The organism is Sphingobium olei (assembly GCF_042678845.1).
GTDB lineage: Bacteria > Pseudomonadota > Alphaproteobacteria > Sphingomonadales > Sphingomonadaceae > Sphingobium > Sphingobium olei.
Map to the genome: position 1 here is coordinate 1 of NZ_JBHTLS010000095.1, position 15,169 is coordinate 15,169.

Consider the following 15,169-nt stretch of genomic DNA (forward strand, 5'->3'; position numbering starts at 1 on the left):
TTTCCTTATGCACGTCCAGACCAACGTATTTCACTGCGTCCGTCATGACTCGCCTCCGCTGCTGAAAAATCCATCATCAGCATCTCAGATTCGAGCCTCCGAGGCTCGGGCAGTCATGGGGTCTAAGGCCTGAGGGCGTCGGAAAACACCTGTTTGTCGTACATTGGCCGGTAGGAGACAGTCCGGATCGGAGCCGGGTTGCGAGGATAGCTGACACGCACGTTAAGTCGGCAGCCGACCAAAGCCAGCCATTCAACGTCCAATTGCGCGCGGCTGATTTCAGTTGAACCTGCCATTACAAGACCCGGGAACTTGGGCGACACGGGTCAGGCAGTGTCCGCCGTCAGCACCAATGGCACAGATTTGAGGTTGTGATTTAAGGAGGATCTGGGCTTCGTCGTAGTGACGAAGGAACGAAGATGAAGCCCAGATCCTCCAATGTAAAATCGCCCGCCAAGGCCCCAGCAGAGCGGGTAGTGAAGGACATCCGCCGACAGACCCGGCGCCACTTTTCGGCCGAGGACAAGATCCGCATCGTGCTGGATGGCCTGCGCGGGGAAGACAGCATCGCCGAGCTATGCCGCAAGGAAGGCATTGCCCAGAGCCTGTATTACACCTGGTCGAAGGAGTTCATGGAAGCTGGCAAGCGCCGCCTGGCCGGCGACACCGCCCGTGCCGCGACCACCGGAGATGTCCAGGACCTGCGCCGCGAAGCCCGGGCCCTGAAGGAATGCGTGGCCGATCTGACACTGGAAAACCGTCTGCTCAAAAAAAGCATGGTCGCGGATGGGGGCAACGACGAATGAGATATCCCGCATCCGAGAAGCTCGAGATCATCAGAACCGTCGAGCAGTCGCACCTGTCGGCCAAGCGCACGCTGGACCAACTCGGCATCCCTCGTCGGACATTCTACCGCTGGTATGATCGCTACCTCGAAGGCGGGCCGGAGGCGTTGGAAGATCGGCCATCGGCGCCGAGCCGGGTGTGGACCGCATCCCGGCGGGCATCCACGACCAGATCATCGAGCTGGCGCTGGAACAGTCTGAGCTGAGCCCCCGGGAACTGGCCGTGCGCTTCACCGATGGGCAGCGCTACTTCGTGTCGGAATCCACGGTTTACCGCCTGTTGAAGGCCCACGACCTGATCACCAGCCCGGCCTATGTCGTGATCAAGGCTGCCGATCAGTTCCACACGAAAACCACGCGGCCGAACGAGATGTGGCAGACCGACTTCACCTACTTCAAGATCATCGGGTGGGGCTGGATGTATCTGTCGACCGTGCTCGACGACTTCTCGCGCTACATCATCGCCTGGAAGCTGTGCACCAACATGCGAGCCGAGGACGTCACCGACACGCTGGACCTCGCCCTGGCGGCTTCTGGTTGCGACAGCGCCACGGTGCTGCACAAACCCCGGCTACTCAGCGATAATGGTCCCAGCTACATCGCGGGTGAGCTGGCGGAATACATCGAGGCCCGGAAGATGAGCCATGTCCGCGGCGCCCCGTGTCATCCCCAAACCCAGGGCAAGATCGAGCGCTGGCACCAGACCCTGAAAAACCGCATCTTGCTGGAAACTACTTCCTGCCCGGCGACCTCGAAGCCCACATCGAGGCCTTCGTCGAGCACTACAATCACCAGCGATACCACGAGAGCTTGGCCAACGTGACGCCTGCCGACGCCTACTTCGGCAGGGCTCCGGCAATCATCAAACTGCGCGAAAGGATCAAGCGACAGACCATCGAACATCGGCGCTTGCAGCACCGCAAGTTCGCCGCCTAACATCAACCCCCTGACGAGGTCCGCACTCCGCTAATCTACGCCGCGAGTTGTGCCGAATGTTCTGACGACGGACAGCCGGCCGAGCAGAAGACGTAGCGCTCGCCTTCATACTCAGCCTTGTGAGCGGTCCTGGCGGGATCGACCACCATGCCGCAGACCGGATCATGGTCGACGTGACCGGACGGCGTTACGCCGTCCGGCTCATGATGGTGATGATGGCCGTGCGCCCCAGTCACCTCGGCGGCGCGTTCGCTCTTCTGATCGTCGTCGGCCATTCATCACCTTTCACACGCCGCGCGTGCCTTCCGGTCTCTGTTCACTCCTCGATCAGATGGAACTCTTCGAGCAGCTTGGCGATCTCGGTGCCTTCGAGCTTCTTCATCAGCAGCTTGCGCAGTAAGGCTGGTCCGGGAAGGTCGATGCCCTTGCCGTCCCGCAGCGGACCGATCGCTGCCAGCAGCGTACGGATATCGTAGGTCGAGTTGAAGACTTCCGGCACGCCGCGCTCGACATTCATCAGGGTGTAGACGGCCTCCATCGGGGTCCTCACCGAATATTCCGTGGTGAAGATGCAGTCCCGCTGCTTCGATTCCGCGAACTGGCCGATGAAGGCGAAGTTGACCGCGCCCTCCGGCACCACGTCCGGCCGGTCACCCGCCTGGCGCGGCATGAAGAAGGCGGTAATATAGGGCATCATCGTGGGAACGGTGCTGGCGCCGGATGCCGCGAGTTCGGGAATGTCCTCGACCGGCACGCCGAGGTGATAGAGCCATTCCTGGGTGATCTCCTCACCGGTGCATTCCTGCATCGGCTTCTTCACGAAGTCGCCGGGGCAATCGACAAAGAGCGCGTAGAACCAGGCGATCATCTGATCTTTGGGCTGCTTCTTGAAATGCGGCTGGCGATGAACCGTCCAGCTCAGCAGCCACGCCGAGTCCTTCACCGTGACGATACCGGCGGAGACGATCTTGCCGGTAAAGGGGTTCCGCTTGGTGATCTTCTCGACATAGGCCGGAATGCGGGCGTCGAGGGCAGTGATGGAGGCGGAGGCCCATTTCGTCTCCGGGATATGGGCGCCGAACACGTCGGGGCGGCCGAAGGCCGGATCCTTCGCGGCGATGCGGCGCCACAGGTCCCAGGCCGGCGCCGGTCCTTCATTGAGCTTCGCCGGCGTCCTGTGGTCGCCATTGTCGGAATTCTCGGTCAGCGAGCCGATCGTGATGAAGACGAGATCGTCTGGCCCGAGATCGACGCCGCCTTCGACGCCGCGCTCTTTCCAGTGAATGCGGGTCGCTTGCTTGCGGCCGGGCTGGATGTCGAAATCGACGTCGGTGACCTCGACGCCGTAGCGGAACGTGACGCCGTGATCGGTCAGCCACTTCACCAGCGGCAGGACCATGGATTCATACTGATTGTAGCGATTGAACTTGAGCGAGGAGAAGTCGGCGAGACTGCCGATATGATGGATGAAGCGGTGCAGGTAGAGCTTCATTTCCAGCGCCGAATGCCATTCCTCGAAGGCGAACATGGTGCGCCAATAGAGCCAGAAATTGCTCTTCAGGAAATCTTCGCCGAAGACCTCGTTGATGCGCTTGTTCTCCATCTCCTCGCGTGTCGCCAGGAAAACGGAGAGCAGGTCCTTCTGGGCCTTGTCGTTCAACGTCAGCAGCGCCTTGTCGGGCACGTCCTGGCCCTGGTTCTGCGTCGTACGCTGGAGCGAAAAGTTGGGGTCGTCCTTGTTGAGCCGGTAGAATTCGTCGAGGACGCTGGCATCCTCGATCTCCAGCGAGGGGATCGAGCGATAGAGGTCCCACAGGCACTCGAAATGCTCCTCCATCTCGCGGCCGCCGCGAATGACGAAGCCCTTCTCCGGCACATCAAGACCATCGAGCGCGCCGCCGGGGATTCCCAGCTCTTCCAATATGGTGATGCGATCGCCCGAAACGCCGCCGTCGCGGATCAGGAAGGCGGCGCCGGCGAGCCCCGCCAGCCCCGAGCCGACGAACCAGGCCGTCTTCTTGTCGGCCCCCTCGGGCTTGCGGGGACGCACGAAGGCTTCATAGTTTCCACTGCTATAGTGCATGGCGAACTCCTGTTCTTCTTGTTGGGATCAGTCTGCGGAGGGTTTGTAGCTGTAGAAGCCTTCGCCCGAGGCGATGCCGAGCCTGCCCTTGTCGATGTAGTTTTCCTTCAGCCATGCCGCGAGCGACTGGGCGTGCTCATCGCCATGCGACAGAATGTTGTAGGGGGTGTTCAAGCCGATGATGTCGTAGATCTGGAACGGCCCCATCGGCGCGCCGGTGGCGATCCGCCAGACCTTGTCGACATCTTCCGGCTCGGCATAGCCGCCGGCGGCGAGATCGGCCGCCGCGTTCAGGAACGGCACCAGCAGGGAATTGAGGACATAGCCTGCCTTTTCCTTGCGAACCGGGATCGGCACCATGCCGATGGCCGAGGCGAAGGCGATCAGGGCATCGAACACGGCCGGATCGGTGTCGTCGGTGCCCATCACCTCGGCGGTGTTGAACTTCCAGATGCTGTTGGCGAAGTGCAACGCCAGAAACCGGTCCGGGCGGCCGGTGAAGGCCTTGAGGTCGCTCGGCAACAGGGTCGAGCTATTGGTAGCGAAGATCGCCCTTTCCGGCGCAAGCCCCGCGAGCTTCTCGTAGAGCGCCTGCTTGATCGAGAGAAGCTCCGGAACCGCTTCGATCACGAGGTCCGCGTCCGCGACGGCCGAACCGAGATCGGCGGACAGGGTGATGCGCTGCAGGGACTCGGCGGCCTTGCCGTCGGCCGCACCGGCCACCTCCTTGCCATAGGTCTCGACGAGCATGGCAAAACGCTGCCTTGCCTGTTCAAGCGCCTCCTCGCTGGTGTCGTAGGCGGTAACGTCGAAGCCGCTATAGGCGGTCTGGAAGGCTATCTGGCTCTCGAGGACGCCCGTGCCGAGAACCGCCACTTTCCTGATATCGCTCATTCAATCTCCTTCTGCGCGGTATCGTCACCAAGAAACGGAGCCGCCACCTCCACCGGGACGCGGGCCAGCTTGCCGGTTTCCCGATCGACAAGGGCCCACTGGGTCAGCGAGGCGACGAGCGTCCGCCCGTCTTCATCATGGAATTCGACGCATCGTGCATAGCGCGCACCGCGCGGCACTCCGACGACCCAGGTGATCGCGCTGACCGCGTCTCCCGCCCGGACATTGCCGCGATAGTCGACCTCATGGCGCAGCACGACCGCGACGAACCGGTCGCGATCTTGCGGACGCGCGGCCGTCAGCCAGTGCGCCACCGACGCATCCTGGATCCAGGTCATCCAGACAGCATTGTTGACATGGCCGAGTTCGTCGATGTCGGCGTCCCGGGCGCGGAAGCGGATATGGAAGCGCCGATGCTCATCCACCTCGCCGACGAGTGGGTGTCCGTGCTCATCGCAGCCGATGCGTCGACGATCTGACACGATCCCGCTCACGAATACGCCTGCTCCTCATGCGACGAACCCAGTCCTGCCATGGCGCGGAAGAAGCCGACGAGCATCTCGTCGCGCGGCATGGCGCCTTCGACATCGCCCTGCACCGCCAGTCCCATCCAGACCGCGTAAAGACCGATACCGGTCTGCATCGGCGGCAAGGCCGGTCGAAGTGCGAAGCGTTGCGTCAGATCGGCAACGAGTTCACCGAACATCCGATAGCAGGCCGCCTTGCCCTCCCGGTGCCGCTCGGCGAAAGCCGGATCGCGCCGCGCGTGAAGCTGCAATTCGATCGAGAGGAGCGACCATTGCGCTTCACCGGCCAGCTTCGCGAGCCGGGCGGCCAGCACCTGGAGCGTTGCCTCGATATCATCGCCGGAGCAGTGCGCGACCAGGTCGCGAAGCAGTGTGACCTCATCCTGGATATGGCTCTGCAGGATCTCGACCAGCAGATCGTCCTTGCTGGCGAAGTTCGAGTAGAAGGCACCCTGCGAATGGCCGGCCGCGCTGCAGATGTTGCGGATCGACATGGCGGCGACCCCCTCCTCGATGATCGAGGTATGTGCGGCGGCGATCAGCCGGTCCCGCGTCTGGCGCTGCGTGTCCTTGCGCGTAAGCGGCATGGGTTCGTTCTCCAACCAACGGGCGAGACGTGCGAAACCTTTTCGGCGGTTCCGCGTTCTCAGTAAAAACCAGATATCAACTGATATCCGAAATCAACGGCGATTTCGACCCGAAATCGTCCGCAGTATCGAAATTAAAACGCGAAGGAGTGCCCTTGGCTGAAACCTACATTGGCTATTCCCCGGACGTGGAGGTTCTCGGCGAAGACGAGGAGCGGCTGACCGCCGAAATCCTCGAGATCATGGCGAGCACCAACCGTAAGGCCTTCGAACGCCACCGCCATGCGGTGCGCGACGCCCATGCCAAGAGCCACGGGTTCCTGAAGGGTGAGTTGGTCATCCCGGAACTGCCGTAGCATCTGCGCCAGGGGCTTTTCGCTCGTCCCGCCACCTATTCCGTGGTGATCCGCCTCTCATCAGCGCCCGGAGATATTCACTCCGATACGATACCGGCTCCGCGCGGTATGGCGATCAAGGTCATTGGCGTGGCGGGGGAGCGGCTTCTCCCCGAAGACCAGGGCCGCAACCAGGATTTCCTGCTGGTCAATATCCCGACCCTGAGCTTCGGCACGATCGGTAAATATCGCCAGCTCATCGGCCTTCTGGAAAAGAATGCCCAGAACCCGGCCGTTCTCCAGCGCGCCATGGCCGGGGTGGCGCGGGGAGTGGAAGCCGCGGTCGAAGCGGTCGGCGTCGAGCCCGGCGCCACGCTGCGCGGTCTCGCGCGCGACAATGACCATCTGCTTGGCGAGACCTATCACTCGATGGCGGCGATCCGCTTCGGCGACTACATCGCCAAGATCAGCGCCGCACCGCTCTCCGACAATGTCCGGGCACTCGCCGGCAAGGATGTCGGCGCGGTGGAGGACGCCACCATGCGCGATCTGGTGGTCGAGCATTTCCGCGATCAGAGCGCGGAGTATCAACTGCGCGCCCAGCTCTGTACCGATCTCGAAAGGATGCCGGTCGAGGATGCGGCGGTGCTCTGGCCGGAAGATCTCTCGCCGCACCAGCCGATCGCCACGCTGCGCATTCCCCCTCAGGACGCCTATTCGCCAGCGCGGCGGGTCTATGGCGATGACGTGCTGTCCTTCAACCCCTGGCACGGCATCCGCGATCATCAGCCGCTCGGCTCGATCATGCGGGTGCGCATCGCCGCTTATGAACGTTCCGCCCGCTACCGCCACGAAATGAACGCGCAGCCGCGCGTCGAGCCGACGAACATCGACGCCATTCCGGACTGACGATCCGATCGTCAACCAAACTTACGAAAGGAGGCCAGCCATGGCCGAGACCGAAGAAACCCCGCAGATCGACGAAACCCGCCTTCAGGCCATCCGCCGCCGGATCGAGGAAGTGGCCGGCGACGCGCCGCAGCTCGCCAAGCTCGCCCTCGAGCAGATGGTGACGAAGCATAATCCAGACCTCAAGGGCACCGGCGGCTCCGCCGGCCGTGTCGGCGCTCAGTCCGGCAATGTCTCGGAGCTTACCGCCATCGCCAACCTCAAGCCAGGCGGCGCGGACCGGCTGAAACGCATCTTCGGGCTGGTGAACGGCAATTTCGACGGAGCACAGAAGGTCGGCACACTGCACAATATGCGCTTCGTCTTCTTCGACAACGACACGCGCATCCTGTTCGCCACCGCCTATGATGGCGACTGGGACACCTATATCAACGACTTCGCCACCAAGATCCCCGACCTGATGGACCTGCTCTTCGCCTCGGTCGAGGGCTGGCCGGGCATTGCGAGCCCCAAGGTCAAGGACTTCATCGCCGAGCATCAGATCACCGCCGCCGGCTGGTTCGTCGCCAACCCGCAGGTGACCGTCGTCGATGTGCGCCGGCTCCAGCGCATGGAGCATGCCGTCAACGAATTTCTCGACAAGGTGAGCTGAGCAATGGCGATCCTTCAGAAACTGAAAGAGCGCTTCCGGCGCGACAGCGTCACGCTCGACCTGCACGACATCCAGGCGCTGATTCTGCGAAGCCGGCCGGAGCCCTATGTCGGCATCCATGCCATGCTCCATTTCGACGAGGCCGAGGGCGCGCGCGACCTCCTCGGCCGGCTCGCGCCGCATATCGCCTCGGCCGACAACTGGAGCGACGATCTCGATTTCTGGATCGGGGCCGCACTCAGCTTCGAGGGGCTGAAGGCGCTCGGCCTGCCGGAAGCACAACTCAAGACCTTCCCGCTCCCCTTCCAGCAGGGCATGCCTGCACGCGCGGAGCAGCTTCGCGACTTCGGGCCCAACGCGCCTGAAAAGTGGGAAGAGGTCTTCAAGCCGGGCAACTGCCATCTCGCGCTGACCATCTATGCCGTGAATGATGCGGCGCTCGACAAAGCGCTGGCGACAGCGCGCGCCGAACTCGACCGGAGCAGCGGCGTGACCCTGCTCGGCGAGCATCGCTTCGGTGCGCCGGATGGCGCGAAAAACCCGTTCGGCTTCCGGGATTCGATCTCCCAGCCCGCAGTGGAGGGCAGCGGCGTTGATCCGCTGCCAGGCGAGGAGCGGCCGATCAAGGCCGGCGAATTCATCCTCGGCTATGAGAGCGAGAACGGCCAGCCTCTCGGCATGCCGGAGCCCGCCGCGCTCGGCAAGAACGGCACCTTCGTCGTTATGCGCAAGTACAACAGCCGGGTCGGCTGCTTCAACGCCTTCCTCAAGGCGCATGGCGAGACGCCGGAGGAACGCGAGCTATTAGCCGCCAAGATGTTCGGGCGCTGGCGCTCCGGCGCGCCCTTGACGCTGTCGCCCGACCATGACGATCCCGACCTCGGCGCCGATCCGCAGCGCAACAATGACTTCACGTTCAAGGAAGACCCCAAAGGCCGCGTTGTGCCGCTCGGCTGCCATATGCGTCGACTCAATCCCCGCGATTCCGAGCTGACGCTGCTTACCGACGTCAACATCCACCGGATCATCCGCCGCTCCTCGACCTTCGGACCGGTCTATTCCGAGGATGTCGCGCCGGAAGACGATGCCGAAGGCGATCGCGGCCTGTTCTTCATCTTCATCAGCGCGCGTGCCTATGACACGATCGAGTTCATGCAGCAGGAGTGGATCAACCGAGGCAATTTCGTCGACCTTGGCGAAGAGCGCGATCCGATCGTTGGCCTGCATGAGGATGACGGCCGGTTCACGATCCCGCAGGCGTCGGCGCGCAAGCGCATCGACGGTGTGCAGACTTTCAATGTCATGAAGGGCGGCGAATATCTGTTCATGCCAAGCCTGTCCGCGCTCAAATGGCTGGCGGCCGGGAGCTGGGGTTAGGAACCCGCCGGTCAGTCGTTGGCCTTTGTGAAGATGAACGTGCAATTCATCAGGATCGCTGCGCTCGGCCTCACCATGATCTTTGCCAGTCGCGTCTGGCCCGATCGGTAATCCTGACTGTCCGCCGTCAGCTGCATCGGGAAAGTCGAGCCGTCGCGGCGCTGGCCGACCACGACGCGACCGAGGCCAATGATCCGGGGGTCGGTTCCGGCTGAGGGCGAAATGACACCCTAAGCGAAATGGCCGGGTTTGGCTGGAGAACGGACTGGTGGCTTTCCGACAGCGATCCTCTACTCGCTGCCATCTCGAGTTCGCCCGGTTTTTCTGTACGCAGCGGGCTTTGCGGAAGCACTGCCCTGAATATCTTCCGGTCGAGCGCCCGCCGGGCAAATAAGTTGCTTCAGCACCCGGCCTCAGACAAATGCCTGTTATGGAGGGACCCGGGACGGTAGCTGTACGGATCAGATCGGGCTGGGGCTGGCTTGTGCTGGTGACCTTAACTGTCTCCACCATTGGTGACGAGATCTCCCTCATCACTCTGATGTTTCGGGCTGCCGAGAACGAGACGCGTTTTGCCGTGCCCATGCTGCTGATTGCGCAGCTGCTACCTAGTTTAATCGCTGCTCCGTTCATCGGTCGCTTTGTCGATAGGCGTGATGCTGGCAGAATACTTGTCGTCACCGGCCTAGCACAAGCGGCGCTTCTCGCCTGGATTGCCGGCAACACGGCGATGTTGCCGACGCTCGTTGGCGCAAGCGTGCTCAGCATCTGCTTCGCCATCAGCGGAACGGCGACCTTCGCGCTTATACCCGTACTGGCGACAGCACTTGGCATGCCGCTCAGCCGCGCGAATTCCGTGCTTGAGCTTGTGCGCGGTGTTGGGATGCTTGCAGGTCCGGTAGCGGGCGGTATCCTGATTGCGTGGATCGGCGCGCGCAGTGCTTTGCTCATTGATGCTGCCAGCTACGTCTTGCTCGCCACCGTGATCCTGGCCAGCGGCTTGCGCCGGCCGATAGCGCCGGATGAGCAGGAACCTCGTACATTGCTCGCCGAGTACTGGCCGATCCTCCGCAACCGGCGGATCACGGTGATGACAGGATCGCTGGCTTTGGAGGTCTTTGCCTCTGCCATCGCAGATGTAGCATTCGTGTTCCTGATCACAGTGACGCTGAAGCAAGGCCCCCTCGCATTTGGCCTGGTAACCGCTTGCTGGGCCGCCGGCATGATCCTGGGCGCTCTCGCGGCAGGTGCGCGGCCGATGCGCCGACCTGCTCCTTTGGCTTTCGTTGCGGCCACTATGATTGGCGTAACCATGCTGGTGATCGGCAGCGCCGCTTTGGTCGGCGCGGCCACCATCATGTTGATCGGGATGGTTTTCGTATTCGGCGGAGTTGCCAACAGCGTGCACAATGTGGCGGTACGCACGATGCTGCAAAACGAAACGCCGACCGACCACCATGGGAAGGTTGCAGCTATTTACGGCGCAGTCACGAGCAGCGCCGTCATCATTGGCTATGTCACGGGTGGACTGTTCACCCCGAGCAACGCGGTCGGTGCTTATCTGATTGCCGGTACGCTGGGTACAGCCGCCGGCTTGGCGGGATGGGGGTTGTTCAGCAGGTTTGCCCGTTAGACTGGCGTCGCGTCCGACAAGCGGCACCCAATCTGCTGGTCGATGAATGTACGGCAGCTTCAGCGACAGGCCGATATGGGGCGACTGGCGCCCTCTCGGCGGGGGCGGGAGGTGAAAACTGATTACTCTGCTATTTCAATGTCAGGGGCCGTGTCCAACCGCGCCCGCCCCACGATCGCGGCGACGGTGTTCTTGCTGAGGCCGAGGTCGCGCGCGATCCAACGATAGCTGCGACCTTCGGCAACGAGCGCCAGTACCTTGGGGGCGAGCCGGTCGGACTTGGGGCGGTCGCCGGACTGTCGCCCGAGTTTGCGACCCCGCGCCCGCGCCGCGGCGAGACCGGACCGAACGCGCTCGCTCAGCATGTCGCGCTCGAATTGCGCGATGCCGGCGAGCATCGTAGCCATCATTCGCCCGTGCGGTGTATCGACCTCGAACGTCATGCCGCTCATCGCGACTACCGATACCCGCCAACCCGACAGCCGGTTCAGCGTATCGAGCAGGTCCTGGGTCGAGCGTCCCCACCGGCTGAGTTCGGTGACAAGGATCGCATCGATGTGGCGGGCCTGCGCCAGTTTCATCACTTCGGCGCGCGCCGAGCGGTTGGCCTTCATCCCTGAGGCGGTTTCGCGGAAAACGTCGATGACCTCATAGCCGCCACGCTCGGCGAAACCGGCGAGGTCACGCAGCTGCCGCTCACACGACTGGTCGGCGGTCGAGACCCTGGCGTAGATGGCGGCGCGTTGTCCCAATTGAACCTTCCTGAAATCAGGCTTCAAAAACCCTTGATTTGCGTGGGGTGAGTGTTGTCCAAAACAGACTTCTGTTCAACAGGGACACTGCCACATGCCGAGACGCCACATCCTGAGCGCCCGGCAGCGGTCGGCGCTGCTTGACCTGCCGACCGACGAGGCGTCGCTGCTGCGGCATTACATTCTGGCGGATGACGACTTGGCTCACATCGACCGGCGGCGTCGGCCGGAAAACCGGATCGGCTTCGCCCTGCAACTCTGCGCACTGCGCCATCCGGGCCGGATGCTGGTGCCCGGCGAAGTGATCCCGCTCGCGGTATCCACCTTCCTGGGGGCTCAACTTGGCATCGCCGGCGATACGCTCGTCCGCTACGCCGTCAGGCGCCAAACCCGCCAGCAGCACATGGAGGTGCTGCGCTCTGTATATGGGTACAGGACGTTTCCCGGACAGGGTCCGCGAGCGCAGGCTTTTCGTGAATGGCTGTTCGCCGAAGCCGAACAGGCACGCTCCAACGACGATCTCGCCCGGCGTTTCATCGCTCGCTGCCGTGACACTATGACCATCCTGCCCGCGATCACGACTATCGAGCGGTTGTGCGCGGATGCGCTCGTCGCGGCCGAACGCCGGATTGAACGGCGGATCGCCGAGCGGCTCAGTTCCGCGACCTGCGCTCGGCTCGACGAGCTGACCACTGAAATGCTGCCGGGCACGATCAGCCGTTTCATCTGGCTGCGCCGGATCGAGCCGGGCAACAATTCCGCCGCGGCGAACCGGCTACTCGATCGATTGGAGTTCCTGCGTGCGATGGACCTCGATGCCGGCCTGCTTGCCGGAGTCCCACCGCATCGCGTCGCCAGGTTGCGGCGACAGGGCGAACGGTACTTTGCCGATGGTCTGCGTGATCTGAGTGCCGACCGGCGTCGCGCCATCCTCGCGGTCTGTATCATTGAGTGGGCAACCGCGACTGCGGATGCGGTGATCGAGACGCATGACCGGATCGTTGGCCGCACCTGGCGCGAGGCGAAGCAACTGCATGACACACGGGTCGCAGACAGCAGGGGTGGGGTCACTGCGACGCTGGCGGGCTTCGCGGCGCTCGGCGGATCGCTGCTCGAAGCGCATGGCGACGGTGCGTCGCTTGACGATGCGATCGCGCGTGCGGCGGGATGGGAGCATCTGACCCGCCTCACCGCTACGGCCCGGACGTTGACAGACACGTTGGGCGACGATCCGCTGGCCCATGTCGATCAGGGCTATCACCGCTTCCGTCGCTATGCCCCGCGAATGCTACGCTGCCTCGACCTCGAAGGCGCGCCGGTCGCCCGGCCCTTGCTGAACGCGGTGACCGCCATCGCCACCAAAGGCACGCCCCCGGCGACTGACGATTTCCTGCGGCCGCATTCCAAATGGCGGAGACAGTAGCGAGCGAAGGGCGACGATGATGCCCGTCTCCGAGAGGTCGCGGTCATGTTCCACCTGCGTGACGCGCTACGCTCGGGCGACATCTGGCTCGACCGCTCGCATCGGTATGGTGACCTGCGCAACGTCCTGGTGTCGATGGAAGTCGCGCATGCTGCGAAGCTGGCCGTACCGTCTGATCCGCATGTCTGGCTCGCCGATCGCAAAGCCCGTCTTGCCGATGGCCTTGCCCGGCTCGGTCGCGCCGCGCGTAACGGCACGATCCCGAAAGGCAGTATCGAGGACGGCACACTGCGCATCGATCGCCTCACCGCTGACGCGCCGGATGGGATCGATGACTTGGTGCTCGATCTCTACCGCCGTCTGCCGTCCGTCCGTATTACCGACCTGCTGCTCGAAGTAGATGCCGCGCTCGGCTTCACCGAGGCCTTCACGCACCTGCGCACCGGCGTTCCGTGCGACGACCGGACCGGCCTGCTCAATGTCCTGCTCGCAGAGGGTTTGAACCTGGGCCTGCCCAAGATGGCCGAGGCTTCCAACACCCATGATTACTGGCAACTCTCTCGGCTCGCGCGCTGGCACGTCGAACGCGAGGCGATCGATCAGGCGCTGACCCATGTGGTCGCCGCACAAGGCGATCTGCCGATGGCGCAGGTCTGGGGTATGGGCACTACCGCATCCGCCGATGGTCAATTCTACCCCGCCGCGCGACAGGGCGAGGCGATGAACACGGTCAACGCTCGCTATGGCAACGATCCCGGCATCAAGGCCTATACCCACGTCAACGACCGCTTCGCGCCGTTTGCATCGCGGACCATCCCTGCGACCGTCAGCGAAGCCCCATACTTGCTCGACGGGCTGACGATGAATGAGGCCGGGCGACGGATCGAGGAGCAATACGCCGACACTGGCGGGTTCACCGACCATCTGTTCGGGATCAGCGCCACGCTCGGCTACCGCCTGGTGCTGCGCATCCGCGACCTTCCGTCCAAACGGCTCTACGTGTTCGATCCCGCCGCTACGCCGAGCGAGTTACGTCCGCTGGTGGGCGGGAAGGCGCGCGAAGCGCTGATCGTCTCCAATTGGCCCGATCTATTTCGCTGCGCAGCCACCATGAGCGCAGGGCAGGTCCCGCCAAGCCGCATCCTGCGCAAGCTCGCCGCCTATCCGCGCCAGAACGATCTGGCGGCCGCACTGCGCGAGGTCGGCCGGATCGAACGGACGCTATTCATCATCGAATGGATCCTTGATGCCGGCATGCAACGCCGCGCGCAGGTCGGCCTCAACAAGGGCGAAGCGCACCACGCGCTGAAGAACGCCTTACGGATCGGTCGCCAGGGCGAGATCCGCGACCGTACGACAGAGGGGCAGCATTACCGCATCGCCGGCCTCAACCTGCTCACCGCCGTCATCGTCTACTGGAACACCCTGCATCTCGGCCATGCCGTCGAAGCCCGGCGACGCGAAGGGCTCGATACGCCCGACCACCTGCTGGCCCATATCTCACCGCTCGGGTGGGCGCACATCCTCCTCACCGGCGAATACCTCTGGCCGAAGGGTGCCGAGGCTTAGGGTGTCATTTCGCCCTCAGCCGGATTCGACCCCTTATAGAGCTGCCGCCAATGATCCTTGGGCGCGCGCATGAGGAGCGGCCCGATCCAAGGAAGGACGACCTGGCCGCAATGGGTATGCCCGGCAAGTACGAGCGGAAGACCAGCGGGAAGGTCGGGCACGATGTCCGGCGAATGGGTCAGCACGATCGGCACGCCTCCGATGCCGCGTGCTGCCGTCAACGATGAGACCGTGTCATCGTGGGTGGAAAAGCGATCGCCGATGCCGACGATGGCGAGCGGACCACGTCGGACAGCCTGGTTTTCTAAGACGACGATACCGGCCTTGTTCAGCGCCTCACGCACTCCGCGCGGCGCCGTCCAGTAGTCATGGTTGCCGAGAACCGTCACGATACCGAGCGGGGCGCGAAGGTTGGCAAGGGGCGAGTGAGACCGGCGGAGCGCTCGGCTGCGCCTCGTGCGTCATGACCAGTGACGAAGTCACCGACCAGCAGGACGAGGTCGGGATGTGATGCGTTTACCTAGGGTCAGGACCCATTGATGTGAGAGGCGTGATCTGATTCATGCTCCGTAAGGAGACTGAGCATGAGCGACCTGTATTGGCTGACGGACGAGCAGATGGCGCGGCTTGAGTCATATTTCCCGAAA

14 protein-coding genes and 2 pseudogenes are annotated in these 15,169 nt (G+C 63.2%); 8 read left to right on the forward strand and 8 right to left on the reverse strand.

From position 1 onward, the window contains the following. Window positions 1-419: 419 nt before the first annotated feature. Window positions 420-1,781: pseudogene (locus tag ACFQ24_RS05685) on the forward strand (IS3 family transposase). 35 nt (window positions 1,782-1,816) lie between these two features. Here the strand turns inward: ACFQ24_RS05685 and ACFQ24_RS05690 are convergent. From ACFQ24_RS05690 to ACFQ24_RS05705, 4 genes are read right to left on the reverse strand one after another with little or no spacing between them, the layout of a single operon-like run. After that, the gene (locus tag ACFQ24_RS05690) at window positions 1,817-2,056 is read right to left on the reverse strand and encodes a YHS domain-containing protein (RefSeq protein WP_007407177.1); all 240 of its coding nucleotides are present in this window, start codon (window positions 2,054-2,056) and stop codon (window positions 1,817-1,819) included. A 41-nt stretch (window positions 2,057-2,097) separates the two neighbouring features. After that, window positions 2,098-3,864, reverse strand: a complete 1,767-nt coding sequence (locus ACFQ24_RS05695) for an oleate hydratase (RefSeq protein WP_380909611.1) — start codon at window positions 3,862-3,864, stop codon at window positions 2,098-2,100. A gap of 27 nt (window positions 3,865-3,891) precedes the next feature. Continuing rightward, window positions 3,892-4,758, reverse strand: a complete 867-nt coding sequence (locus tag ACFQ24_RS05700; RefSeq protein WP_380909613.1) for a 3-hydroxyacyl-CoA dehydrogenase — start codon at window positions 4,756-4,758, stop codon at window positions 3,892-3,894. Further along, window positions 4,755-5,159, reverse strand: coding sequence for an acyl-CoA thioesterase (locus ACFQ24_RS05705; RefSeq protein ID WP_241229483.1), 405 nt, complete (start codon window positions 5,157-5,159; stop codon window positions 4,755-4,757). The genes ACFQ24_RS05700 and ACFQ24_RS05705 overlap by 4 nt, the downstream gene beginning before the upstream one ends. Here ACFQ24_RS05705 and ACFQ24_RS05710 point away from each other — a divergent pair. Continuing rightward, window positions 5,115-5,237 (forward strand): hypothetical protein, encoded by a 123-nt coding sequence (locus ACFQ24_RS05710; RefSeq protein ID WP_267903939.1) that lies wholly within the window; start codon window positions 5,115-5,117, stop codon window positions 5,235-5,237. The two genes, ACFQ24_RS05705 and ACFQ24_RS05710, sit on opposite strands and share 45 nt — an antisense overlap. An 11-nt stretch (window positions 5,238-5,248) precedes the next feature. On the opposite strand, the gene ACFQ24_RS05715 is transcribed toward ACFQ24_RS05710, so the two are convergent. After that, a complete protein-coding gene (locus tag ACFQ24_RS05715; protein WP_037486739.1) occupies window positions 5,249-5,872 on the reverse strand; it encodes a TetR/AcrR family transcriptional regulator in 624 nt (207 codons plus the stop codon). Between the two features lie 155 nt (window positions 5,873-6,027). Here ACFQ24_RS05715 and ACFQ24_RS05720 point away from each other — a divergent pair, with 155 nt between their 5' ends. The 4 genes from ACFQ24_RS05720 to ACFQ24_RS05735 all read left to right on the forward strand — a co-directional run bounded on the left by ACFQ24_RS05720 (window position 6,028) and on the right by ACFQ24_RS05735 (window position 9,145). Further along, window positions 6,028-6,228 carry a hypothetical protein gene (locus ACFQ24_RS05720; protein WP_380909615.1) on the forward strand — a complete coding sequence of 67 codons (201 nt, stop codon included), beginning with the start codon at window positions 6,028-6,030 and terminating at the stop codon, window positions 6,226-6,228. 108 nt (window positions 6,229-6,336) lie between these two features. Further along, complete coding sequence (locus tag ACFQ24_RS05725; protein ID WP_380909617.1) at window positions 6,337-7,116, forward strand: catalase family protein; 780 nt, start codon at window positions 6,337-6,339, stop codon at window positions 7,114-7,116. A gap of 40 nt (window positions 7,117-7,156) precedes the next feature. Next, window positions 7,157-7,768 carry a hypothetical protein gene (locus tag ACFQ24_RS05730; RefSeq protein WP_380909618.1) on the forward strand — a complete coding sequence of 204 codons (612 nt, stop codon included), beginning with the start codon at window positions 7,157-7,159 and terminating at the stop codon, window positions 7,766-7,768. A 3-nt stretch (window positions 7,769-7,771) separates the two neighbouring features. Further along, complete coding sequence (locus tag ACFQ24_RS05735) at window positions 7,772-9,145, forward strand: Dyp-type peroxidase (RefSeq protein WP_066624059.1); 1,374 nt, start codon at window positions 7,772-7,774, stop codon at window positions 9,143-9,145. Window positions 9,146-9,156: 11 nt separating this feature from the next. Here ACFQ24_RS05735 and ACFQ24_RS05740 read toward each other — a convergent pair whose 3' ends face one another. Then, window positions 9,157-9,318, reverse strand: a complete 162-nt coding sequence (locus ACFQ24_RS05740; RefSeq protein WP_380909621.1) for a hypothetical protein — start codon at window positions 9,316-9,318, stop codon at window positions 9,157-9,159. 317 nt (window positions 9,319-9,635) lie between these two features. Between ACFQ24_RS05740 and ACFQ24_RS05745 the strand changes: the two genes are divergently transcribed. Next, a complete protein-coding gene (locus ACFQ24_RS05745) occupies window positions 9,636-10,778 on the forward strand; it encodes an MFS transporter (protein ID WP_380909623.1) in 1,143 nt (380 codons plus the stop codon). Between the two features lie 122 nt (window positions 10,779-10,900). Here ACFQ24_RS05745 and ACFQ24_RS05750 read toward each other — a convergent pair whose 3' ends face one another. Then, window positions 10,901-11,530 carry a recombinase family protein gene (locus ACFQ24_RS05750; RefSeq protein ID WP_066478108.1) on the reverse strand — a complete coding sequence of 210 codons (630 nt, stop codon included), beginning with the start codon at window positions 11,528-11,530 and terminating at the stop codon, window positions 10,901-10,903. 94 nt (window positions 11,531-11,624) lie between these two features. Here ACFQ24_RS05750 and ACFQ24_RS05755 point away from each other — a divergent pair. Beyond that, window positions 11,625-14,522, forward strand: a pseudogene (locus tag ACFQ24_RS05755) (Tn3 family transposase). On the opposite strand, the gene ACFQ24_RS05760 reads toward ACFQ24_RS05755, so the two are convergent. Further along, a complete protein-coding gene (locus tag ACFQ24_RS05760) occupies window positions 14,519-14,911 on the reverse strand; it encodes a hypothetical protein (protein ID WP_380909625.1) in 393 nt (130 codons plus the stop codon). The pseudogene ACFQ24_RS05755 and the gene ACFQ24_RS05760 sit on opposite strands and share 4 nt — an antisense overlap. Window positions 14,912-15,169 lie beyond the last annotated feature (258 nt).

What these genes read in the sequence shown, in the direction of transcription:
- ACFQ24_RS05695 (WP_380909611.1), bottom strand. Translation starts at nt 3,864, where the DNA reads ATGCACTATAGCAGTGGAAACTATGAAGCCTTCGTGCGTCCCCGCAAG.
- ACFQ24_RS05725 (WP_380909617.1), top strand. Translation starts at nt 6,337, where the DNA reads ATGGCGATCAAGGTCATTGGCGTGGCGGGGGAGCGGCTTCTCCCCGAA.
- ACFQ24_RS05700 (WP_380909613.1), bottom strand. Translation starts at nt 4,758, where the DNA reads ATGAGCGATATCAGGAAAGTGGCGGTTCTCGGCACGGGCGTCCTCGAG.
- ACFQ24_RS05730 (WP_380909618.1), top strand. Translation starts at nt 7,157, where the DNA reads ATGGCCGAGACCGAAGAAACCCCGCAGATCGACGAAACCCGCCTTCAG.
- ACFQ24_RS05715 (WP_037486739.1), bottom strand. Translation starts at nt 5,872, where the DNA reads ATGCCGCTTACGCGCAAGGACACGCAGCGCCAGACGCGGGACCGGCTG.
- ACFQ24_RS05690 (WP_007407177.1), bottom strand. Translation starts at nt 2,056, where the DNA reads ATGGCCGACGACGATCAGAAGAGCGAACGCGCCGCCGAGGTGACTGGG.
- ACFQ24_RS05710 (WP_267903939.1), top strand. Translation starts at nt 5,115, where the DNA reads ATGGCCGAGTTCGTCGATGTCGGCGTCCCGGGCGCGGAAGCGGATATG.
- ACFQ24_RS05735 (WP_066624059.1), top strand. Translation starts at nt 7,772, where the DNA reads ATGGCGATCCTTCAGAAACTGAAAGAGCGCTTCCGGCGCGACAGCGTC.